The 23,190-nt window shown below is 33.5% G+C and carries 18 protein-coding genes; 13 read left to right on the forward strand and 5 right to left on the reverse strand.

The window, feature by feature from the left end:
- The first annotated feature begins 1 nt into the window (after position 1).
- The 5 genes from recF (at position 2) to alr (ending at position 6,679) form a co-directional block, all read left to right on the forward strand.
- Entirely contained in the window at positions 2-1,111 is a 1,110-nt protein-coding gene (recF, locus tag BLR11_RS10465; RefSeq protein WP_176762960.1) for a DNA replication/repair protein RecF, read from the forward strand.
- Positions 1,104-1,985 (forward strand): DciA family protein, encoded by an 882-nt coding sequence (locus tag BLR11_RS10470; protein WP_091651716.1) that lies wholly within the window; start codon positions 1,104-1,106, stop codon positions 1,983-1,985. The genes recF and BLR11_RS10470 overlap by 8 nt, the downstream gene beginning before the upstream one ends.
- A 294-nt stretch (positions 1,986-2,279) precedes the next feature.
- On the forward strand, positions 2,280-4,199 hold the full coding sequence (gyrB, locus tag BLR11_RS10480; RefSeq protein WP_091651721.1) for a DNA topoisomerase (ATP-hydrolyzing) subunit B: 1,920 nt from the start codon (positions 2,280-2,282) through the stop codon (positions 4,197-4,199).
- Between the two features lie 80 nt (positions 4,200-4,279).
- The gene (locus tag BLR11_RS10485; RefSeq protein WP_091651723.1) at positions 4,280-5,449 is read left to right on the forward strand and encodes a pyridoxal phosphate-dependent aminotransferase; all 1,170 of its coding nucleotides are present in this window, start codon (positions 4,280-4,282) and stop codon (positions 5,447-5,449) included.
- A gap of 81 nt (positions 5,450-5,530) precedes the next feature.
- Complete coding sequence (alr, locus tag BLR11_RS10490; RefSeq protein ID WP_091651726.1) at positions 5,531-6,679, forward strand: alanine racemase; 1,149 nt, start codon at positions 5,531-5,533, stop codon at positions 6,677-6,679.
- 101 nt (positions 6,680-6,780) lie between these two features.
- Here the strand turns inward: alr and BLR11_RS10495 are convergent, their stop codons facing one another.
- Entirely contained in the window at positions 6,781-7,962 is a 1,182-nt protein-coding gene (locus BLR11_RS10495; RefSeq protein ID WP_218118783.1) for a pyridoxal phosphate-dependent aminotransferase, read from the reverse strand.
- A 284-nt stretch (positions 7,963-8,246) separates the two neighbouring features.
- Between BLR11_RS10495 and BLR11_RS10500 the strand changes: the two genes are divergently transcribed.
- On the forward strand, positions 8,247-9,596 hold the full coding sequence (locus BLR11_RS10500; protein WP_091651729.1) for a hemolysin family protein: 1,350 nt from the start codon (positions 8,247-8,249) through the stop codon (positions 9,594-9,596).
- 54 nt (positions 9,597-9,650) lie between these two features.
- Here the strand turns inward: BLR11_RS10500 and BLR11_RS10505 are convergent, their stop codons facing one another.
- Both BLR11_RS10505 and lplA read right to left on the reverse strand, forming a co-directional pair.
- Positions 9,651-10,610 (reverse strand): NAD(P)H-dependent glycerol-3-phosphate dehydrogenase, encoded by a 960-nt coding sequence (locus tag BLR11_RS10505; RefSeq protein WP_091651732.1) that lies wholly within the window; start codon positions 10,608-10,610, stop codon positions 9,651-9,653.
- A 96-nt stretch (positions 10,611-10,706) separates the two neighbouring features.
- On the reverse strand, positions 10,707-11,690 hold the full coding sequence (gene lplA / locus BLR11_RS10510; RefSeq protein ID WP_091651735.1) for a lipoate--protein ligase: 984 nt from the start codon (positions 11,688-11,690) through the stop codon (positions 10,707-10,709).
- 172 nt (positions 11,691-11,862) lie between these two features.
- Between lplA and BLR11_RS10515 the strand changes: the two genes are divergently transcribed.
- Positions 11,863-12,729 (forward strand): DMT family transporter, encoded by an 867-nt coding sequence (locus BLR11_RS10515; RefSeq protein ID WP_176762961.1) that lies wholly within the window; start codon positions 11,863-11,865, stop codon positions 12,727-12,729.
- A gap of 115 nt (positions 12,730-12,844) precedes the next feature.
- Here BLR11_RS10515 and BLR11_RS10520 read toward each other — a convergent pair whose 3' ends face one another.
- Both BLR11_RS10520 and BLR11_RS10525 read right to left on the reverse strand, forming a co-directional pair.
- A complete protein-coding gene (locus tag BLR11_RS10520; RefSeq protein WP_091651742.1) occupies positions 12,845-13,843 on the reverse strand; it encodes an isocitrate/isopropylmalate dehydrogenase family protein in 999 nt (332 codons plus the stop codon).
- A 2-nt stretch (positions 13,844-13,845) separates the two neighbouring features.
- Positions 13,846-15,186, reverse strand: coding sequence for a citrate synthase (locus BLR11_RS10525; RefSeq protein WP_091651745.1), 1,341 nt, complete (start codon positions 15,184-15,186; stop codon positions 13,846-13,848).
- Positions 15,187-15,664: 478 nt separating this feature from the next.
- On the opposite strand from BLR11_RS10525, the gene BLR11_RS10530 reads away from it, so the two are divergent.
- The 6 genes from BLR11_RS10530 to BLR11_RS10555 form a co-directional block, all read left to right on the forward strand.
- Positions 15,665-17,947, forward strand: coding sequence for a hydratase (locus BLR11_RS10530; RefSeq protein ID WP_091651746.1), 2,283 nt, complete (start codon positions 15,665-15,667; stop codon positions 17,945-17,947).
- Positions 17,948-18,194: 247 nt separating this feature from the next.
- Positions 18,195-19,037 (forward strand): PhnD/SsuA/transferrin family substrate-binding protein, encoded by an 843-nt coding sequence (locus BLR11_RS10535; RefSeq protein WP_218118784.1) that lies wholly within the window; start codon positions 18,195-18,197, stop codon positions 19,035-19,037.
- 71 nt (positions 19,038-19,108) lie between these two features.
- Positions 19,109-20,509 carry a sensor histidine kinase gene (locus BLR11_RS10540; protein WP_091651750.1) on the forward strand — a complete coding sequence of 467 codons (1,401 nt, stop codon included), beginning with the start codon at positions 19,109-19,111 and terminating at the stop codon, positions 20,507-20,509.
- Complete coding sequence (locus tag BLR11_RS10545; RefSeq protein ID WP_091651753.1) at positions 20,502-21,152, forward strand: response regulator; 651 nt, start codon at positions 20,502-20,504, stop codon at positions 21,150-21,152. Before BLR11_RS10540 ends, BLR11_RS10545 begins: the two co-directional genes overlap by 8 nt.
- 192 nt (positions 21,153-21,344) lie before the next feature.
- Positions 21,345-22,745 (forward strand): phosphoglycerate transporter PgtP, encoded by a 1,401-nt coding sequence (gene pgtP / locus BLR11_RS10550; RefSeq protein WP_091651755.1) that lies wholly within the window; start codon positions 21,345-21,347, stop codon positions 22,743-22,745.
- Between the two features lie 190 nt (positions 22,746-22,935).
- The coding region (locus tag BLR11_RS10555; RefSeq protein ID WP_143006411.1) for a helix-turn-helix domain-containing protein at positions 22,936-23,190 on the forward strand (255 nt) is incomplete at its 3' end.

The following is a 23,190-nucleotide window of genomic DNA, read 5'->3' on the forward strand; positions in this document are numbered from 1 at the left end:
AATGATAATTAAGTCACTGCGTTTGCATCATTTTAGAAATTATCTTGATGAAGAAGTTAATTTTCCTCAATCTATTATTATTCTTTATGGAAGAAATGGACAAGGGAAGACAAATATATTGGAAGCACTTTACCTTGGAGGTATGGGAAAGTCGTATCGTGGGATAGTTGATAGCGATTTAATCCATTTTCAATGTGAAGATGCTAGTATTATTATTTCTTTTTTGAGAAATAATGTAGAGCAGCAGATAAAAATTATATTGTCGAAGATAGATAAGAAAAAATTATGGGTTAATGAGACAAAGGTTACACAGAGAGAATTAGTAGGTACTCTTAACGAAGTTCTTTTTTCTCCTGAGGATTTACAACTTGTTAAAGGAAGTCCGGCACTTAGAAGACATTTTATGGATATGGAAATATCACAGGTTAATCCTTCTTATTATCGTACGTTAGTAAAATATAATAGGGCCGTTGCTCAACGTAATCTTTTGTTAAAATCAATAAAATCTGTAAAGAAAAGTGTATTGGAAGGATGGGATTTACAAATTTCTGAATTTTCTGCTTTCATTGTAAAAAAACGTTTAGAGGCACTCCATAAAATTGGATTTTTGTCTGGAATTATTCATAGACGTTTAACTGAAAACCAGGAAAAATTAGATTTATCATATGACCAATCTTATTTTTTGATATCGCAGGATACTATGCAGGATAGAGTAAGTTCTGCATGGTATTATAAGTTGTTAAGAGAAAAATTAGATCACGATATATATCATATGTCTACTTCAGTAGGACCTCATCGCGATGATTTATCTTTCTTTATTAATGGGTATAATATAAAAAAATATGGATCTCAAGGTCAGCAGCGAACGGCTGCTCTATCATTGAAACTTTCGGAATTGGAATATATAAAATCAGAAGTAGGTGAATATCCTATACTGCTTCTTGATGATGTAATGAGTGAATTAGATGAATTTCGTAGAAAATCATTATTAAACTTTGTTCGTAATCGTATTCAAACTGTAATTACCACAACAGATCCTGATATGTTTAGATCGATTGAAGGATGTTCTTTTATTTGCCTCGAAGGAGGAAGAGTTAAATCCTATGGATAAGCGTATTAGTAGGTTAGATAAGGCTGGTAAATCAATTGCTGATGTGTTGGAAAAAAATAAATTATTATTTCCTTATAAGATGTATCAAATAAAAATTAATTGGAAATATATAATGGGGCCACAGATTGCCAAATATTCTTATATAAGGGAATTTAAAAAAGATATCGTAGTTATTGGTGTATTGAATTCTGTATGGATGAATCATTTATTTCTTTATAAAAAAAAGATAATTGATACGATCAATAATTATGCAAAAGAAAAAATAGTTCAGGATATCATTTTTTTACGCAGTGGAAAAAAAAATGATCTGCCTGTATATGAAATGGAAGACGGTGTGCAAGAAAAAGTATTTCCTGAAATAAATATAAAAAATATGGTCTTACGTGATGATGTTGTAGAAAAAATAAATGAGGAAACAGAATATTTACCCGATAACTTAAAAGAAAAAATGAGAAAATTACGGTTTTCTCAAGAAAAAAGAAAGGCAGCTTATCGTTCAGAAAAATTTATTACCTGTCCTAAATGCGGACGTTGGATAAAAAAAGAGGAAAAGCTGTGTTTTTTATGTCGTTTAAAAGAAAAACAGGCAATAAAAAAAAATATTTATGATATATTGATGGGAATACCTTGGTTGTCGTATAAGGAATTAAAAGAACAAGTTTCTTGCAGTGAATTGCTGTATAATGAAGTACGACGAGATTGTATTTATCGTCTTATTGATAAAATATGTACAGATAGTGATACTAAGGAAGATGATTTGTTTTTAGCATTATTTATAGTAAGAAAAGATCCTTCAGAATTGACAGAAAAATTTATAGAAAATTTAACGGAGAAATATAGGAGAAATAAGAATGTATCTTCATATCGGCGATAATCAAATGATAGATATAAAAAAAATTTTAGCTATATTTAAGGTACACCCTAAAAAAACAGAAAAATCTAATCCCTTAGAACATTATTATAAAAAATTGATTATACTTGGCAGTGGAAATATAAAAGATGTTAGATGTTATATTGTAACGGAGGAGTATCTGTATGGTACACCTATTACATTAGAAACTATCATATGCAGGTATAAACAGCTATTCTCTTCATAGAGCTATATTAATATAGTAAAATATAGTATAATTAATATAATTTCCAGTTAATGGATAGGAGGAATTAATTCATGTCGGAAGACAAAAAAATAGATTATGGTGCGGAACAAATTCAAGTGTTAGAAGGATTGGAAGCTGTACGCAAACGCCCTGGTATGTATATTGGAAGTACTTCAGCCCGGGGTCTTCATCATCTCGTTTATGAAGTTGTTGATAATAGCATAGATGAGGCGTTAGCTGGATACTGCAGTCATATTGAAGTAACAATCGAAGTAGATAATAGTATTACTGTTGTTGATAATGGACGCGGCATACCTGTTGCTATGCATAAAGTGGGAAAACCGGCAGTAGAAGTTGTATTAACTGTACTTCATGCTGGAGGAAAATTTGGCGGTGAAGGATATCCTATTTCAGGAGGTCTTCATGGAGTAGGTATTTCTGTTGTTAATGCTTTAAGTATTTTTACTAATGTAGAAGTAAAAAGGGATGGATATTTATGGAACATTAGTTTTACTAGAGGTATAACGGATTCTCCACTTCGAAAAATACGTCCGCTGGAAAAAAATGAAGAAACAGGAACAAAAGTTATGTTTAAACCTGATCATGAAATTTTTCCAGAAACAATATATGATTTTAATACATTAAAGATAAGACTTCGTGAATTAGCTTTTTTAAATAAAGGATTGCATATTACATTAACAGATAAACGAGGAGAAGGACGTCAGGAAATATACTGTTATGAAGGCGGACTTATTTCATTTGTGGAGTTTCTTAATCATGAAAAACAGGCTATTAATCCTACTGTAATTAATATTGATGGTGAAAAAGATAAAGTTATCGTTGATGTTGCTATGCAATATAATGATGGATATAGTGAAAATATTCTTTCATTTGTTAATGATATTTTTACAGAAGAAGGTGGAACTCATTTAAGTGGGTTCCGTTCAGGACTAACTCGTACTATTAATGATTATGGACGTACAAACGGTATTATTAAGGATAATGAAGAAAACTTGTCAGGTGATGATGTTCGTGAAGGTCTTACCGCTGTCATCAGTATTAAGGTAAGAGAACCTCAATTTGAAGGACAAACAAAAACGAAACTGGGAAATAGTGAAGTTAAGGGAATTGTTGATACTATTCTTTCAGATGGATTGAAAGAATATTTGGAAGAGCATCCTAATGAAGCGAAGCGAATTATTGAAAAAACGATAGCAGCTTCCAGAGCTCGTGAAGCTGCTCGTCGTGCCAGAGAATTGACACGGCGAAAAAATGCTTTGGAAATTAGTAGTCTTCCGGGAAAACTTGCTGATTGTTCAGAAAAAAATCCAGATTTTACAGAAATTTATTTAGTAGAAGGTGATTCTGCAGGGGGGAGCGCTAAACAAGGAAGAGATCGTAAATTTCAGGCAATTTTACCACTTCGCGGAAAAATTATTAATGTAGAAAAAGCACGTTTAGATAAAATATTGGCAAATGAAGAAATACGGTCTATGATTACGGCTTTTGGAACAGGTATTGGTGAAGAATTTGATCTTAGCAAAAGAAGATATGATAAAATTATTATTATGACAGATGCTGATGTTGATGGTTCCCATATACGTACATTATTATTAACATTCTTTTATCGTTTTATGAAACCACTTATTGTAGAGGGACATGTTTATATTGCTCAACCTCCTTTATATCAAGTTAGAAAAGGTAAATCCGTATGGTATCTCTACAATGAAGATGCCCTGCAAGCTAAATTAAATGAATTGGGAAATGATAGCAGCATTGTTGTTCAAAGATATAAAGGGTTAGGTGAAATGAATCCAGAACAGTTATGGGAAACAACTATGGATCCAGAATATAGAACCATGTTGAAGGTTCATTTAGAAGATGCTGTGGAAGCTGATCATATTTTCTCCGTTCTTATGGGAGATAAGGTAGAACCACGTCGTAAGTTTATTCAAGATAATGCTAAAAAGGTGCGTAATCTTGACTTATAAAGTTTTTTTATTTGTGACAAAGACGTCAGCTTATAGTAGTGACGTCTTTTTTATTTAAAATCAAAGAGGGGGAAGATCGTATGCCAGAGCTTGCAGAAAAAATTTTATTGTTTACTGATTCTGTTATTAGACGGATGACGAGGATTTCCGAAGAATACCATGCTGTTAACCTATCACAAGGTTTTCCTGATTTTTCGCCGCCGCAAGAAATTTTAGATCGATTATCTGAAGTAGCTCAAAAAGGACCACATCAATATGGTCTTACGTGGGGAGCTGAAAATTTTCGTAAGGCTTTATCTGAATATCATTATTGTTTTACGAAACAAAGAATAGATCCAGAGAAGGAAATTGTAGTTACATGTGGAAGTACAGAAGCAATGATGGCTGCTGTTATGACTGTTACAAATCCAGGTGACAAGGTGATTGTTTTTTCTCCTTTTTACGAAAATTATGGTGCGGATACAATTCTTTCAGGTGCTGATCCTATCTATGTCCCTTTATATCCTCCTTTATTTGATTTTAATTATGAAGAATTAGAAAAAGCATTTAAAAAAAGGCCTAAAGCTCTTATTTTATGTAATCCATCGAATCCTTGCGGTAAAGTATTTACAAAGGAAGAATTAGAATATATTGCTTTTTTAGCAAAAAAATATGATACATTTGTTATTACCGATGAGGTATATGAACATATTGTATATAAGCCTTATGTACATACTTATTTTTCAACACTTCCGGGAATGTATGAAAGGACATTGACTTGCGGTTCTTTGTCAAAAACATACTCCATAACGGGTTGGAGATTAGGATATATCATAGCACCTCCTGCTATTATTAATGGGGCTAAGCAAATTCATGATTTTCTTACGGTTGCGGCTCCAAGTCCATTACAGGAGGCTGCTATAGTAGGATTAAAGTTTGGAAAGTCTTATTATGATGATTTATTATCTATGTATACGCATAAGCGTACTATTATGATGGATGGATTAGATACATTAGGTATTTCTCATACTAATCCACAAGGTGCATACTATATTCTTTTAGATATATCAGAATATGGTTTTGATAATGATTTAGAGTTTTGTGAACTTTTGGCTCGTGATATTGGCGTAGGTGCAGTCCCTGGTTCTTCTTTTTTTAAGGAACCGGTGTATAATTTAATTCGTCTTCACTTTGCTAAGAATGATGAAACATTATATGAAGCTTTAAATCGATTAGAAAAAATGAAAAAGATTATTAAAAAAAGAAAATAGCTTTTTTGAATATAAAATGATATGATATCTTATATTTTTTTTATGAGGTGATTTATTTTGGATATACAGAAGAGAAGACCTATGTGGGTTGAAATAGATTTAGATGCTTTAGATAATAATATGAAGGAAATTAGACGCATCGTTAGTCCAGATACGTTAATTACAGCTGTAGTAAAAGCAGATGCCTATGGGGCAGGTGCTGTAGTTGCGTCTAAGGAATTATTGTCCAATGGAGCGGATCGCTTAGCTGTATCTGTATTAGATGAAGCAGTGGAATTACGGCAGGCAGGGATTACCGCTAAAATACTTATTTTAGGTTCTACTACTGGTAAAAGAGCAGAAGAATTAATTAATTTTGGGGTAGATGCTGCCGTATTTCATTATGAAGATGCGCTTGCTTTTTCAAAAGAAGCGGTGCGTCAGAATCGTCCTGTTAGTTTACATATTGCTGTTGATAGCGGTATGGGACGTATTGGGTATAGACCTACAGAAGAAAGTATCAAAGAAATAAAAAAAATAAGTCAATTGCCTAATGTTATTTTAGAAGGTATATTTACACATTTTGCAGTTGCCGATATTCAAGATAAAGCATATACCAGAGAACAATATAAAAAATTTAAATGGATATGCCAACGGTTGAAAGAAGAGGGAGTTTCTATTCATCTTCATCATTGCTGTAATAGTGCAGCCATTCTTGATCTGCCAGAATTTCATGATGATATGGTACGAGCTGGAATTATTATGTATGGTTTAGCACCTTCTGATGAAGTAGATATTAAAAAATTTAATCTAAAAACGGTTATGTCATTAAAATGTTGTGTAGATCATATAAAAGTTATTGATGCAGGAGAAAGTGTCAGTTATGGACGAAAATTTATTGCTGAAAGACCTACACGAATAGCTTCTCTTCCGGTAGGGTATGCAGATGGCTATACTCGCATGCTTTCAAATAAGGCGGAAGTATTAGTTCATGGAAAAAGAGTTCCTCAGGTAGGTAATATATGCATGGATCAATGTATGATTGATGTTACGACCATTCCTGATATAAAAATAGATGATGAAGTTGTTTTATTTGGAAAACAAAATGGGACAGAACTCCCAGTTGAAGAACTTTCAAATATATTGGGAACAATTAATTATGAAATTATATGCATGTTGGCCAGACGTGTGCCTCGTGTGTATACAAGGCAGGGAAAAGTAGTAGCTAATCGAGAATATTTACAGGATTAATCAAAAATTTTAGTTTAGTATTTTATATGCAAGTACTATAAAAAAAGAAGACAGCATACTATTCAAAAAATAGATACTGTCCTTTCTTTATATAAAAATTTTTATTTTTTTAATTTTTCTACAGCAGCTTGTATACGAAAACAAGCAGTTTTTATTTCTTTCATGCTGTTTGCAAAAGACATACGGATATAACCGGCACCATTGGAACCAAATACAGTTCCGGGGACAAGTGCTACATGTGCCGTATGAAGAAAATAACTTGCTGCTTCTTCAGAGGTCATTCCGAGTTTTTTTATATTTAGAAATAAATAGAAAGCACCTTGTGGATTAGTACAACTGATTCCTTCTATTTTATTTAAGTTTCGTACAAGATAGTCTTTGCGTTGTTGATATGCAGTTACCATTTTTTCAACTTCTTCATGTTCTTCTGTAAGAGCAGTTATGGCAGCATCTTGTACAAAGGTAGTAGCACAAGAATTCATATGACCATGCAGTTTATTAATGTCCGGCATAATTTCTTTTGGTCCGGCAATGTACCCAAGACGCCAGCCGGTCATGGAATATGTTTTTGAAAAACCGTTAAGTGTTAAAGTACGTTCTTTCATATGAGGAAATGAAGCAATACTATAATGCACTGCCTTATCAAATAAAATACGTTCATAAATCTCATCAGTAATAACAGCTAAATTGTATTGTATTGCAAGTTTCGCTATATGTTGTAAGGAATCATAAGTAAGGATGCTTCCTAATGGATTATTAGGTGAAATAATAACAATAGCTTTTGTTTTTTTAGTAATTTTATTTTCTATTTCCGTTATATCCGGCTGATAGTTGTTTATTTCCAATAAGGAATAATCTATAGTTTTTGCTCCTAATAAGTGAGGAATATTCAAATATGGCGGATATACAGGATTGGGAATAAGAACTTCGTCTTCCGCATCGAGCAGTGCAGCATATACAGTAAAAATACCAGCGGATAAGCCGATGGTAACAACAATTTCATCTGTAGAATAAGTAAGATGATTTTCTTTCTCTAATTTTTTTGATATAGCTTTTCTTAAATCTAATAGACCGGCACCGACTGTATAAAATACATGTCCGTCTTTTATACTTTGAATACATGCTTTTTTTATATATTCTGGAGTATCAAAATCGGGCATACCCATTTCCATATGGATAATGTTCTCACCGTGTGATTCTAATTCTTTTGCTTCAGCTTGTACTTTTCGGATTCCTGATAAAGGGAATGTATTCATTCTTTTAGCTAGTTTTTCTTTTAACACATGTATACCTCCTTTTTATAAAAAAAACAAAAGAATTTATTATAGAATAAACTCCTTTGTTTATAATTAAAACATATTATTTTAATTAAACAGTATCATGTTAAAAAATATTAGTCAATAAAAATATGTATTGTGTAAAAAAAAGTATTGAAGCTAGCGATAAAGAAAGATAAAAATTAAAATAAAGTATTCTATTTTTTTATTAAATGAGGGAGTTGCAGGAACAATGAAAAAAAGATACTATACTATTAATAGACTATTTACATATAAGGATGTGATTTATAGTGGAATATTCCCTAGGTGAAGAAATATTGGTTATTTTATTGCTTATTGTTGCCAATGGGATTTTTGCTATGTCAGAAATGGCTATCGTAAGTTGTCGTAAAACAAGATTGGAATCTATGGCTGATGAAGGCAGCGGAAGCGCGGCTGTTGTATTGAAATTAAGAGAAAATCCTAATAAAATGTTTTCAACGATTCAATTTGGAATAACTCTTATTAGTCTTTTAACAGGGGTATATGGAGGAACGGCTATGGCGGGTCCTTTATCTCATTATGTAGAGAAAATTACTTTTTTGCAGGTTTATTCATATACGATAAGTATGATTATTATTGTAACAGGTATTACATATTTTACTTTGATTATAGGCGAATTAGTGCCAAAAAGGATTGCTATAGATAATCCGGAGCGCATAGCTTGTATTATTGCTCGTCCTATGTTGTTTTTTTCACGTGTATGTACACCTATTGTTTGGTTTTTGTCTGCTTCTACTGCTTTTGTTACTGCTTTTTTAGGAACAAAAAAAGTAAAGGATATACCTGTTACAGAAGATGAAATAAAACTTCTTTTAGAACAAGGAGCAGAATTGGGAGCTTTTGAAAAAGAGGAACCGGAACTTGTTGACCGGGTATTTAGATTAGCGGACATGGATGCTAGCGATATTATGACTAATCGTACGCAAGTTGATTGGATTGATATAGAAGATTCGGAACAGGTAATTATGAAAGAACTTCTGGATGCTAATCATTTTCGGTTGCCTGTAGGTAGAGGTTCTCTAGATGAATTTCTTGGTTTTGTGTCCATTAATGATATGTTTATCACATATTATGATACGGCAAAAGAAAAAAAGATAGTGCACATACATACATTATTAGAAAAATGTGTTCATCGTCCTATGTTTATTCCCGAATCTATGGATATAATGAAAGTTGTTCATTCATTTAAGGAACAAGGGGTACATGAAGCAGCTGTTCTTGATGAATATGGTAATTTTAGCGGCATATTAACTCTTCATGATGTATTGGAAGAACTTGTTGGTATTATGCCGGCAGGTGAGGAGGAAAAGAGAGAAGAACAAAATCGTATTATTCAGAGAGGACCTAATGAATGGCTTATGGAAGGATTACTCACTGTAGAAGAATTTAAGGATTTTTTTGATATTGATGAAGAATTACCAGAAGAAGATGAGGATCTTTATAAGACTTTGGCTGGATTGGTTACATATGGAATAGGAAGGATACCGAAAGAAACAGATATATATATTTGGAAAGAGTTTACTTTTGAAGTTATGGATATGGATAATCTTCGGGTTGATAAATTATTAGTAACAAGAAAAGAAAGAGAGGAAGAATAAATAAAAAAACGTTTCTCTATGATGCTTTTACATCATAGAGAAACGTTTTTTCATTTATTCTGATTTAACAGAACGTAGAAATAATTTTTCTAATTCTTTTCTAGGATTCGTATGATTGTAAATAATTTCATATACAGTCTTACTGATAGGAAGTTCTACATGATATGTTTCAGAAAGATCCATTAATGCTTGAACAGTATATACCCCTTCGGCTAGTTTATGAAAAGGTTTTCCAAGAATTAAATCTTCACCAAAACGACGATTATTACTGTGTTCAGAAAATAAAGTTGCTTCGTAATCTCCTAGATGACTAAGACCGTAAACAGTCATAGGATTACCTCCCATAGCTTCAATGAGACGAGATAATTCATGAGTTCCACGAGCCATAAGAGCTCCTTTTAAACTACTATATCCAATGCCATCTAGCATACCGGCAGCTAAACCAATTACATTTTTGGCTGCTGCACCAATTTCAATGCCTAATAAATCTTTTCCATAATAAAAACGAATAAGAGGACTGGAAAAGGCATGTGCAAGATATTTTGTAAGAGTAGTATCAAGTGAAGACATAATCATACAATTTGGCATGCCACACAAAAAATCCTGTACATGTCCGGGGCCAACCCATACAGCAATTGGAGAGGTTATACCGATTTCTTCACTTAGAACAGTGGTAAGTCTTTTTCCGCTGCCGATTTCTAATCCTTTCATGCAGAGAATAAAAGGCACTTTTGATTTTATATTTAGAGAAGAAATTTGTTTTCCAAAACTTCTCAATTGTTGAGAATTGATGGAAATGACACAAATATCTGATTTGGTTAAGGCTGTTTTTAAATTATGAGTTAAATAAATATCTGAAGAAAGTGTTAAATATTCATTTTTTCTTGTTTTTTCAAGTTCTTGATAATGGGGAGAATTTTCACGTCCCCAAATTAGTACATCGTGACCGATATGATGTGAATACCAAGCAATAAAACTACCCCAACGGCCACAACCTAATACTGAGATTTTCATAAAAAAAACTCCTTAATATAATGGTAATAAATGTATGTATAGGAGAGTAAAAAAAAATTTAGTGTAGACACTATTTTTTTTACTAAAATTTTTAGATTAATAGAGAATTAGCTCACTAATGTCCTTTGCAGTAATGCCATTCATATATTTTCCTATATCAAGCGATTCTAATGTTTGAAACAAATGTTGATCAAGGGGGAGTCCTCGCATAGCTTCTTCTAGTTCTGAGAGATCTTCGTTTCCAAAAAAATCACCAAAAAATCGAATCGTTTTGATACATGCTTTTTCGGATTGGATATAAATACTAACTAATCCTGAAGAAAATTTTTTTTCTTTTTTCATATTATATGAAGGAGATGCTCCATAATTCCATTCCCATGTGATATATTTTTTATTTCTTAATGCTTGTATTTCCTGTAATTGCTTATCTGTAAAAAGTAAGGAATGCATAGTATTTGCTGCAAAAACTTGGCGTTTTAACAGGTTTTTAAAGCAGTTCATCGTAATAGGAGCCGTTGTATTGGCATTGATACAAGTAACGCGGCTGTGTACGGATTTAATCCCTCTTGATTCATATTTTGCAGGTTTAACACGGAGGGCATCCGCCACATTTGTCAGATTGGAATCTAACATAATGCAGCCATGATGAAGTAATCGTCCTTTTTTTGCATATTGGGAATTGCCAGAAAATTTCATACCTTCAATGGTAAGGTCATTACGACCGGTAAATTCTGCATGAATTCCTATTTTCTTTAAAGCTTCAATAACTGGAATGACAAATACTTTAAAATTAAAATCCGGTGCTTGATCTTGGTCTACAATAAATGTGAAATTAAGATTTCCTTTATCATGATATACGGCACCGCCACCGGAAAGACGACGAGCAACATGAATGTTATGAGCATCAACAAAAGCTTGGTTTACTTCTTCAGCAGTGTTTTGATGTTTACCAATGACAATGGTATTGTCATTTTGCCAAAGAATAAAATATTGTTCATTTTTATCCATTTTTTCAAAAACATATTCTTCCATAGCTAAATTAAAATATGGATCTGTACTAGAGGATTCAATGAAAGTCATATAATTGATACCTGCCTTTCTCTATAATTCCGTATAAATTACAATTTTGATTATAGCATGTTAACTAAAAAAATAAAATGAATTAAAATGTCTTTTGATCTATGGTACAATAGCTAAGTCGGATAATACTATAATTTATTATACATTGTAAAAATATAGTGAGGTATATATTATGAAACAGTATATCGGTCAATGTTATCTTATTGCAGCAGCTTCTATATGGGGTGGTCTTTATGTAATAAGTAAAATTGTAATGGATGTTTTAAATCCAATGGAATTAGTATGGGTACGATATCTTATTGCTGTTATTATATTAATTATAATGGGAAAGATAATGAAAGAATCTTGGCATGTTCAATGGAAAGATGTACCACTTATTATTTTTATAGGGCTATGTGGATATGTAGTATCTATATGGGCGCAATTTGCTGGAACACAATTGTCTTCAGCGCAAACGGGATCAGTTATAACATCTTCTTCACCGGCATTTATGGTTATATTTTCAAAACTTATCCTTCATGAGAAAATAACCTTTCGTAAAGGTGCATCTGTTCTAATGGCAACGGTAGGAGTACTTTTTATTGTAGGATTAGGACAAGTCAATCAAAACTTTCAATTGGGTTCTTTAATTCTTGTTTTAGCAGCAATGACTTGGGCTATTATTTCTGTACTTATAAAAAAAATACCAGAAGAATATTCTATTCTTGCCGTTACGACGTATGCTATGTTGGCAGCCTTGTTAATTATCACTCCAGCTGAGATATCAATATGGAATAATACAATAATATACACTATTTTAGAACCTAAAATTTTAGCAGGTATTCTTTATATTGGAGTCATTTCTACGGCGGGTGCTTTTTACTTGTGGAATAAAGGAATCCAAATGGTGGATGCTTCTACAGGAGGAATTTATTTATTTTTTCAGCCTTTGACAGGAACTTTTTTAGGGGGGTTATTTCTGGGAGAGCAAATTGGAATACCCTTTATTTTTGGGTCCGTTTTAATTTTTATCAGTATTATATTAGTTGTAAAAAAATAAGGTAATATGTAAAAAAAAAAACACGTTTTAATCAGTGTAGTGACCCCCATAAGATAGATTTCTAGGTCTAACTTATGGGGGTCACTACACTGATTAAGTTTAAAACGTGTTTTTTTTATTTTAAATGGGAAATAACAGCATCTCTATATTGTTCAGTTGAAGCATTTCCTCCTAAGTCAGGTGTTATGTATCTTTTTTCGGAAAGCACTTCGTCTACAGCCCTGCGAATACGGGAAGCAATATTATTTTTACCAATATATTCTAAAAGCATACAAGAAGACCAGAGAAGTGCTGTAGGATTAGCAATATGTTTTCCTGCAATGTCAGGAGCGCTGCCATGAACAGCTTCAAACATGGCATACCCAGTTCCCAGATTACTGGATGGGAGTAATCCAAGACCACCAATAAGGCCACTTGTAAGGTCGGAAACAATATCACCGTATAAATTAGGCATTACCATGACATCAAAGGAGTCGGGATGCATTACTAATTGCATACAGACGTTATCAACAATTTTATCATCACTTTCAATTTGAGGATATAAAGCGGCAATTTTTTTAAATATAGATAAAAACATGCCATCGCTTAATTTAAGAATATTTGCCTTATGTACACAAGTTACTTTATGACGGTCATGGGATAAGGCATATTCAAAAGCATCACGAATAATACGTTCACTTGCCTTACGGGTAATAATTTTAATGGCATGAACGGTATTTTCATCAATTTGTTTTTCTATTCCGACGTAAAGGTCTTCTGTATTTTCTCGAAAAGTGACAATATCTACATTAGGAAAAGGGGTAGATACAGCGGCATTTGCTTTAGCCGGACGGATATTTGCATAGAGATCATACTTATTGCGCAGCGTAACATTAAGAGAACGAAATCCTTTACCAATAGGAGTAGTAATAGGTGATTTTAAAAGAACTTTATTTTTTTCAAATGAAGTAAATGCCTCTTCTGGGATAAGAGCGCCATTTTTTTCATATTCTGCGGCTCCAACATTAAATATTTCATATGTCATATCTGAATGAGCAGCATCTAATATTGTTAGGACAGCATCCGTGATTTCAGGACCGATGCCATCTCCTTTAAATACAGTAATTGTTGTCATAGTTATCGTTCCTCCATAGGGATATAATCCATTAAATCTCCAACATATTTTGTAGCAGGGCGTACGATACGATCATCATAGAGTTTATTTTCAATATTATGAGCCAGCCAGCCTACGAGACGACTGATAACAAAAAGTGGTGTAAATAAATCACGGGGAATACCCAGCATAGCATATGCGAGACCACTATAATAATCTACATTACTGCACATATTAGCACCTTTTTCCTGTGAAAGAATTTGAACGGCTATTTTTTCGAAATGCCGATAGAAGTTAAAAATATCTTCCATTTTCTTTTCTTTAGCTACAGTTCCGCAAAAGTGACGAAGAATTTCTGCACGTGGATCGGATAAAGTATATACGGCATGGCCGAATCCATAGACAAGGCCGCTATGATTTTGAAAATCTTTATTCAAAATGCGATGAATAACATCGGTAATCTGAGAATCCGTAGCTTTTGTTCCTATCGTATCAATGACTCGCTCCATCATTTCAGATACTTTAACATTAGCGCCGCCATGACGCGGCCCTTTTAAAGCGCCTATAGAACTAGCCATAGTAGAATATAAGTCGGTATCAGTAGAGGCTACAACAACATTGGTAAACGTTGAATTTGTACCACCGCCGTGATCCGCATGAAGAAATAACATTACATCTAAAAGACGTGCTTCTTTCGCTGTGAATTTACTATCCGGGCGAAGCATATAAAGAATATTTTCTGCTGTAGAATAATCTTTACGCGGATAATGAATAATCAGACTTTGTCGATTATAATAATGAATTTTCGACATATAAGCATAACAAGCAATAGACGGAAGTTTGCTCATGATATTAAGACCCTTGCGAAGGGTTTGATAAACATCTGTATTATCGGGATCCGGATCATAATTATATAATGTCAACAGTGCATGCTGCAGTTTGTTCATAAGATTTTTTCCGGGATTATGAAGTAAATTAGCTTCTAAAAAATCATCAGGAAGATCATATCCTTCTTGTAAAACAGTACAAAAGTGTTTCAATTCATTTTTTGTTGGCAAATAACCGAAAAGAAGCAAAAAAGATGCTTCTTCATATAAATATCCGTGATCGCGGTCATTTTTAACCAATTCACGGATATCAATGCCACGGTAATATAGTATACCGTCTATATCGATCTTTTGCCCATCTTCTGCACGTTGATATCCGACAACATCGGCAACACGCGTCAGGCCGACTAATACACCGGTATGATCTTCGTTGCGCAGTCCCCGTTTTACGCCATATTTTTTATACCATTGTGAAGGAATGTTGGTATAATTTTGAGATTTGCCGTAAAACTGCGCTAAATAGATGTTTTTATCCATTGTACAGATGCCCCTCTCTTGTGATGTAATAAAAAAATGTAATGTTTTTAATATTCGTGAAAATTCATAAATACTCAATTTAAAAATGTCTTTTCAGAGAAGATTAAAAAGTGATGAATATAAGATATTATAGCATAATTTAGGTAAATGTAAAGAAAAACGAAAAAATAAATTCAGAAAATAGGTATGTAAACAGCTAAGTATAATTATGTTGTAATATGAACTTTATTACAATAAATTTCATATTATGAAAATGAATTACTGAAATTCGTAATTAGAAATAGATAATGCTGTTTAACAGCAGAAAAATAGAGTATAAAGGACTGTTTTTCTTGCATAACTAAGATGGATTTGATAGACTTTATGGTAAGATATAAATTTATATTAAAGCGATTGATTACTATTTTATAGAGGATATATCAGCTTTTCAGTCTTATGTATATAGCGTAATAATTGAATTTTAGTAGGGGGAATATACATGGTAAATTTGTATGAAGGCGGCGCATATCTGCTTAACGGTATTAAAATGATATCAGAAAGGGATAAAACTAAGATACAGTCTCTTACAGGAAAAACGGTATCTAAGGAAAAAGCAAAAAAAGGTACAATCACATATTCTTTATTACAAGCGCATAATATATCAGATACTATAGATAAGTTGAAAATAAAATTTGATGCAATGGCTTCTCATGACATAACTTTTGTGGGTATTATACAAACGGCAAGAGCTTCAGGTATGGAAAAATTCCCATTGCCGTATATATTGACGAATTGCCATAATTCGTTGTGTGCTGTTGGCGGAACTATTAATGAAGATGATCATGTATTTGGCTTATCTGCTGCTAAAAAATATGGCGGTATTTATGTTCCGCCTCACATGGCTGTTATTCATCAATATATGCGTGAAACGATGGCTGGCTGTGGAAAAATGATTCTTGGTTCTGATAGTCATACACGGTATGGAGCACTCGGTACGATGGCTATGGGGGAAGGCGGCGGTGAGTTAGTAAAACAGCTTCTTGGTGATACTTATGATATTACCTACCCGGAAGTTGTTGCTGTTTATCTTACAGGGAAACCTAATCCTGGCGTGGGTCCTCAGGATATAGCGATTGCTATTATTGGAGCTGTATTTAAAAACGGATATGTAAAAAATAAAATCATGGAATTTGTAGGTCCTGGAATAGCGTCAATGACGACCGATTATCGTAATGGTGTTGATGTTATGACAACAGAAACGACATGTCTTTCTTCTATTTGGTGTACGGATAATGATACAAAACAATTTCTTGCAAAGCATGGACGTGTGTCTGATTATCAAGAATTAACACCATCTGAAATCGCATATTACGATGGGGTTATAGAAATAGATCTTTCTACGATTAAACCAATGATCGCTATGCCGATGCACCCAAGTAATGCTTTTGAAATAGATGAACTTAATGCGAATCTTGAAGATATCATGTATGAAACAGAAAAAAGTATTAAATCTCGTTTTTCTAATTCAGATATTCATTTCAGTTTAATGGATAAGATTATTAAAGGTAAACTTCATGTACAACAGGGAATTATTGCTGGTTGTGCCGGCGGTTGTTATACAAATATCATGGAAGCGGCTCATATTCTTGAAAATGCAAATTGTGGAAATGACGTATTTACACTAGATGTATATCCATCGTCACAGCCTCTTTTTATGGATTTGGTAAAAAAAGGAGCTATTTCTAAACTGATGGCTTCGGGTGCTATTGTTAAAACGGCATTTTGCGGTCCTTGTTTTGGAGCAGGAGATACTCCTGCAAATAATGCATTTAGTATACGCCATACAACCCGAAACTTCCCAAATCGAGAAGGGTCTAAACCTGGGTCAGGTCAATTTTCTGCAGTTGCTCTTATGGATGCGCGTTCGATTGCAGCTACGGCAGCTAATGGAGGAATTCTTACCGCAGCGACTGCATATGCAGACGAGTATAGTGTACCGGAATATGATTTTGATGATAGTTCCTACAAGATTCGTGTATATCAAGGATTTGACAACGCAAAACCACATAGTGAATTAATTTACGGCCCTAATATTAAAGATTGGCCTGAACAGATTGCCTTGTCTGATAACATACTTCTCAAGGTTTGCTCAAAAATTATGGATTCTGTTACAACGACAGATGAATTAATTCCTTCTGGAGAAACATCATCGTATCGTTCTAATCCATTAGGCTTGGCAGAATTCACATTATCTCGCCGTGATCCGGATTATGTAAGTAAAGCAAAAAAAATTGGTCTTGTGGAAAAAGAACGAAGAGATGGAAAAAATATTTTTGCTGCTGATGTTGAGTTAAAAAGAATATATACTAAACTTGAAGAAAAGTTTGGTACTATAGATATTGCTTCAATAGAAATAGGAAGCGTAATTTATTGTGTAAAACCAGGAGATGGCTCTGCTCGGGAACAAGCGGCCAGTTGTCAACGCGTATTAGGAGGACTCGCTAATATTTGTGAGGAATATGCTACCAAACGATATCGTTCTAATGTTATTAACTGGGGAATGCTTCCGTTTCAGATGAAAGAAAGTCCTTCTTTTGAAGTAGGAGACTATATTTATATTCCGCATATCCGAAAAGCTTTAAATGGTGATATGAAAAGTATTAAAGCGTATAGTATAGGAGATACAATCAAGGAAATATCATTATATATTACAGAAATGACAGCAGAGGAAAAGAAAATTGTGAAAGCAGGTTGTTTAATTAATTATAATCGGAATAGATAATGTAATATAAAAAATACCGTGCTCCCGATTGTAGTGACCCCCATAAGTTAGATCTAGAAAGCTGGCTTATGGGGGTCACTACAGATACGAGTGCGGTATTTTTTGTATAAAAGAATAAGAATAATTCTTACTGTTTTTTTCATGAATATCTTAGTATATAGCAGTATAATTCCTATTGTTATGTTTCCTATAACTTTTGTTATAATATATATATAATATACATAAAATATCAGGAGATTGTGCCATTATGAACAGAAAAACAATATATATTGGCAGTATTATGGTGATAATACTGATACTATTAGGAGGTTGGGGATATTATACAAAACATAATACTATCATTGATTTTAATAAAACAGAAGCTATTCCAGAGTATCAAGTAAAAAATAAAGAAGTACCTTTACGAATTGCGATGGTTTCTGTTTTAAGTCATGCTGATACAGCTAAATATCAAAATCAGTTAGCAGATAGTATTGGCAGAATGCTTAATCGTCCGGTATTGGTACTGCGCCGCAAAAGTTATGCTGAAATTAATCAATTATTAAATAAAGGGGATGCAGATATTGGTTTATTATCAACGGGAGCCTATTGTGTATATGGCAAGAAAGAAGAATTGACACTGTTAGCGATGCAGCAACGAAATAATTTACCATATTACTATAGTTATATTATTGTTCCAGCGGATAGTACTGACTATACTTTTGAAGATCTGCGGGGAAAAAAATTTGCTTATGTCGATCCGTTGAGTTATTCAGGATTTTTTTCAGTGCAGGCCCGATTGCAAAAAATAGGTATAACACAGGATGCATTTTTCAATTCTTATTCCTTTACCTATAGTCATGATGCATCTATTCGTGCCGTAGCTAAAAAATTTGTTGCAGGGGCAGCTATTGATAGCCTTGCTTATGATTATTTGTTGAAATATCGTCCTCAAATTGCCAGTAAGATACGTATTATTGAAATTCTTCCACCTAGGGGAACGGGGCCTATTGTTGCTCGTAAAGGTTTGATTGATGAAAAAAAATACAGCAGGTTTTGCTGCATATACATGAGGATAAAACTGCAAAAGATGCATTGGATCATCTTTTGATCGATAAGTTTATTTTACCAGAACCATCTCTTTATCCTACCATAGATTGGTATGAAAAGGAGGTGGGATAAATGGGATGGTTTGCCAGATTAAATATTGCTAGTAAATTAAGTGTGATGGTAGCAAGTGTTATTTTTGTTTTTAGTCTTTTATCGGGATTTATTTTATGGAGTTCTTTGTCAGAAGTTATGCGTCAAGATTTAGAAGCTCGCGGAAAATCTATCGCTATGGAAATATCTCAGTTTAGCAGTGAACCTATACAAATGGGTAACTTATATGCTTTGGAAGAATTAATTTTTATGGCAAAAAATAATAATGAATTTGTGGAATATATATTTATTGTAGATCCTAATCAGAAAATTATGGCACATACTTTTCGTAATGGTATTCCTGAAAAACTTTTTCCGATACATACGTATATTCAAAAAAACGGCACAGAAAATGATATTTTAGAGTTTGAAAGTAATATGGGACAAATTGATGACATTATTTGTCCTATTGAAGAGGGTTCGTTAGGATATGTAAGATTGGGTGTTAATGAAAAAGCATTGATTATGATGTTGGCTAAGAATTTTTTTAAACTTGTATGTATTACGTTAGCCGTGGGATTATTGGGTGCTTGGTTTGTTTATAAGCTGGCTCATATTTTTACCCGTCCATTGGAAAAATTGATTCATCGGGCAGAAACTATTTCTGCAGGTGGATTTCCGAGTCATCCGTTAACGGTGCGTTCAGGAGATGAATTCGGACGATTGACGACAGCCATGAATAATATGGCAGGGTCATTGCAAGCGGGGGAGATAGAACGTAAAAAATTATTAGGACATTTATTAAATGTTCAGGAAAATGAACGGAAACGAATTTCTATGGAAATTCACGATGAAAGCGGACAAGCTTTAACTGCGCTGATTTTATCTATTCGGGCTTTGGCAAATCAAGTAGAAGATCAAGAGCAGAGGGAATATATATTGGCTGTCCGAGATGAAACCTATCATATTTTACAAAAACTTCGGCATTTAGCCGTTGAACTTCGACCGCCGGCATTGGATGAATTAGGCATTGAAGCCGCTGTTCAAAATTTAATTTCCGGGTATCAAAAATTTAATAATTTAACAGTAACTTTTATTTGTCATTTGCAACAGCAGCCGGATGATATGACCAGTTTGGCCTTGTATAGGATTATTCAGGAATGCTTGACAAATATTATCAAACATTCTCATGCTACAAAAGCATCGGTTTATCTGGAAGGAACACAATGGGTACAGTTAATTGTTAAGGATAATGGGATTGGTGTTACAGAAGAAATTATTAAAAAAGCACGACAGACAAACCATTTAGGAATTTATGGAATGCAGGAACGTATACAGATATTAGGAGGAATGATGCAAATTACATCAGAAAAACCCGAATGGATGACAGTATATCGTATTCAATTAAAAGCTGTGACGAAAGGCAGGGATATGGATGTTTAACGTAATGATAGTAGATGATCATTCATTAATACGTAAAGGAATTCGATTATTATTAAAAAATAATACCGATTTTAATGTAATAATGGAAGCAGCTACAGGAGAAGAAGCTTTGCAGAAACTACACATAAATAAAGTAGAGATTATGTTATTGGATCTTTCTATGCCTGGCGTCGGAGGATTAGCAATTATTGAACAGGCAAAACGAATGTGTGCCGACTTGCGGATTCTTATATTAAGTATGCATGAAGATGAAAATTATATTCGGCAGGCGATGTTGCTGGGAGCTAGTGGGTATATCCCAAAAGCTTCGGCGGATGATGAATTGTTGGATGCGTTGCGTACGGTAGCTTCCGGTCGTTTTTATCTTAGTAAAAATGCTGAACAATCTCTGCTTACGTCCATGTTTTCTGGACTTGATGGAGATGGACGAGATCCGGTAAAATGCTTGAGTCATCGTGAACTGGAAGTATTTGAATATATGGTGCATGGCTATACTATCACCGAGATTGGAAAGTTGTTGAATCTTAGTGTAAAAACTATTGATACACATAAGACAAAAATTATGGAAAAATTAGGCTGCAAAAAACGAAATGAATTGGTAAAATTGGCCTTGCAGTACAATCTTTTAAAAACAGAATTATAAAATATATATTATTATGAATATAGATAACTTTAAGAAAAATTCTGATGTATACAGTAAAAAATCTTATGCAAATTGAGAATTACGCTGATAGTGTAATTTTAACAATTTTTTTATAATAAAAAAGATAGAAAAAGCGCGCTTATAAGGAAGTAAATTTTACTGTATATATTATAGTTACTATGAGGTGAGTCTATGTTCAACTTTTTACAACCAAAAAAATCTGCGGTACGAGTACCCGCAGATAAAGTAATGGACGTGTATAAAAAATACAGGCTATTAACTTTGATAGGTATTATTATTGGATATGCCAGTTTTTATGTAGTGCGAAATAATTTTGCATTGTCTACTCCTTTTTTAAAAGCTGATTTAAATCTTTCCGCTACAAGCATTGGATTGCTGAGTAGTTATATGCTGATTTCATATGGTCTTAGCAAAGGATATATGAGCAGTTTGGCTGATAAGGCAGATCCTAAGAAATTCATGGCTCTCGGCTTAATTTTATGTGCATTAGTTAACGTGTTGATGGGATTTAGTATTAATTTTACGACGTTTACTATATTAGTTGTTATATTAGGGACTTTTCAAGGTATGGGAGTAGGACCTTGTTTTATATCTATGGCTAAATGGTATCCTAAAAAAGAACGAGGAATTGTAGGTGCTTTTTGGAATATATCTCATAATATTGGCGGTGGTATTGTAGCACCTGTTGTTACAGCTGGTTTTTTTATAGTTGGTGAAGATAATTGGCAGGCAGCGAGTTATATTGTTCCAGCTTGTGTAGCTTTAATCGGGGTTGTCGTTGTTTTATACTGTGTAAAAGGATCTCCTGTAAATGAAGGACTTCCTGATTTGCAGCATATTATGCCAGAAGATGACAATATCGACATGATGGAAAAAAATCAAGATGAAGTTCCAGAAAATATGAGTGCCTGGAAGTTATTTAAAACCTATGTTCTTCCAAATAAAAATGCTTGGTTTGTATCTTTTGTTGATACTTTTGTATATACTGTTCGTTTTGGTATGTTAACATGGCTTCCCATTTATTTATTACAAGTTAAGGGGTTTACTAAAGCAGAAATGGCCGTTGCTTTTTTGTTCTTTGAATGGGCGGCTATTCCGTCAACGATTTTTGCAGGAGTTATTTCTGATAAATTCTTTAAAGGATACCGGATGCCGCCGGCTATTATTAGTATGATACTTATCTTTTTCTGTATTATTGGTTATTGGAAAAGTGAATCTTTGGCGACAACAACAATTTTTGCAGCAATTGTGGGTTGTTTGATTTATATTCCTCAATTTTTAGCTTCCGTGCAGACTATGGAAATAGTCCCATCATATGCGGTAGGTTCAGCTGTTGGATTACGTGGTTTTATGAGCTATGTTGTAGGGGCATCTATTGGAACTAGTCTTTTTGGGGTGGCTGTGGATCATATTGGCTGGGATGGTGGTTTCTATATTCTTTTTGCAGCAGTTATTCTTTGCATATTGTTTTGTTTGCTAACGCACCATGGTGCAAAACAATTACATAAAGAAAGTTTAGAACGCCGTAAAGAAAAAGATACAGTACCTGTCTCTCCCTCATTATCTCATTAATGTAAAAAATTATTATATCATAGCAATTTATGTTTCATTCCATTGTCTATTCTGGAAAAAAACAAAAGTTGCTATGATTTTTTTTATATCTTGAATTGTAAAATGAAGTGCGACAAGTAATAAAAATAGCTCATAGAGCTGACCTCGTGTAAAATGAAGTTACCACACACCATTAAACGGAGGTTATCTTATGAGCTACCACCATTTTAGCATGTTTGACCGTGCGCGTATACAAGCACTTCATACTCTTGGTTATTCAACTAGACAAATTGCTATACAGACAGGACGACATCATTCGAGTATCGAACGGGAATTAGTTCGTAACACAACAAAAGATATCTATATAGCAGAGGAGGCTCATCAATGCTATAAAAAGCGAAGAATCCATTCCAAACCTCGTGGCAAGTATGATAAAACTATCGCGGCTATAGTGGAAGAAAAACTG

The organism is Megasphaera paucivorans (assembly GCF_900103535.1).
Taxonomy (GTDB): Bacteria; Bacillota; Negativicutes; order Veillonellales; family Megasphaeraceae; genus Megasphaera_A; species Megasphaera_A paucivorans.

Bases quoted from the DNA above. Each gene is read 5' to 3' on its own strand.
- recF (WP_176762960.1), top strand. From the start codon at position 2: ATGATAATTAAGTCACTGCGTTTGCATCATTTTAGAAATTATCTTGAT.
- BLR11_RS10470 (WP_091651716.1), top strand. From the start codon at position 1,104: ATGGATAAGCGTATTAGTAGGTTAGATAAGGCTGGTAAATCAATTGCT.
- gyrB (WP_091651721.1), top strand. From the start codon at position 2,280: ATGTCGGAAGACAAAAAAATAGATTATGGTGCGGAACAAATTCAAGTG.
- BLR11_RS10485 (WP_091651723.1), top strand. From the start codon at position 4,280: ATGCCAGAGCTTGCAGAAAAAATTTTATTGTTTACTGATTCTGTTATT.
- alr (WP_091651726.1), top strand. From the start codon at position 5,531: ATGTGGGTTGAAATAGATTTAGATGCTTTAGATAATAATATGAAGGAA.
- BLR11_RS10505 (WP_091651732.1), bottom strand. From the start codon at position 10,610: ATGAAAATCTCAGTATTAGGTTGTGGCCGTTGGGGTAGTTTTATTGCT.
- lplA (WP_091651735.1), bottom strand. From the start codon at position 11,690: ATGACTTTCATTGAATCCTCTAGTACAGATCCATATTTTAATTTAGCT.
- BLR11_RS10515 (WP_176762961.1), top strand. From the start codon at position 11,863: ATGAAACAGTATATCGGTCAATGTTATCTTATTGCAGCAGCTTCTATA.
- BLR11_RS10520 (WP_091651742.1), bottom strand. From the start codon at position 13,843: ATGACAACAATTACTGTATTTAAAGGAGATGGCATCGGTCCTGAAATC.
- BLR11_RS10525 (WP_091651745.1), bottom strand. From the start codon at position 15,186: ATGGATAAAAACATCTATTTAGCGCAGTTTTACGGCAAATCTCAAAAT.
- BLR11_RS10530 (WP_091651746.1), top strand. From the start codon at position 15,665: ATGGTAAATTTGTATGAAGGCGGCGCATATCTGCTTAACGGTATTAAA.
- BLR11_RS10535 (WP_218118784.1), top strand. From the start codon at position 18,195: ATGAACAGAAAAACAATATATATTGGCAGTATTATGGTGATAATACTG.
- BLR11_RS10540 (WP_091651750.1), top strand. From the start codon at position 19,109: ATGGGATGGTTTGCCAGATTAAATATTGCTAGTAAATTAAGTGTGATG.
- BLR11_RS10545 (WP_091651753.1), top strand. From the start codon at position 20,502: ATGTTTAACGTAATGATAGTAGATGATCATTCATTAATACGTAAAGGA.
- pgtP (WP_091651755.1), top strand. From the start codon at position 21,345: ATGTTCAACTTTTTACAACCAAAAAAATCTGCGGTACGAGTACCCGCA.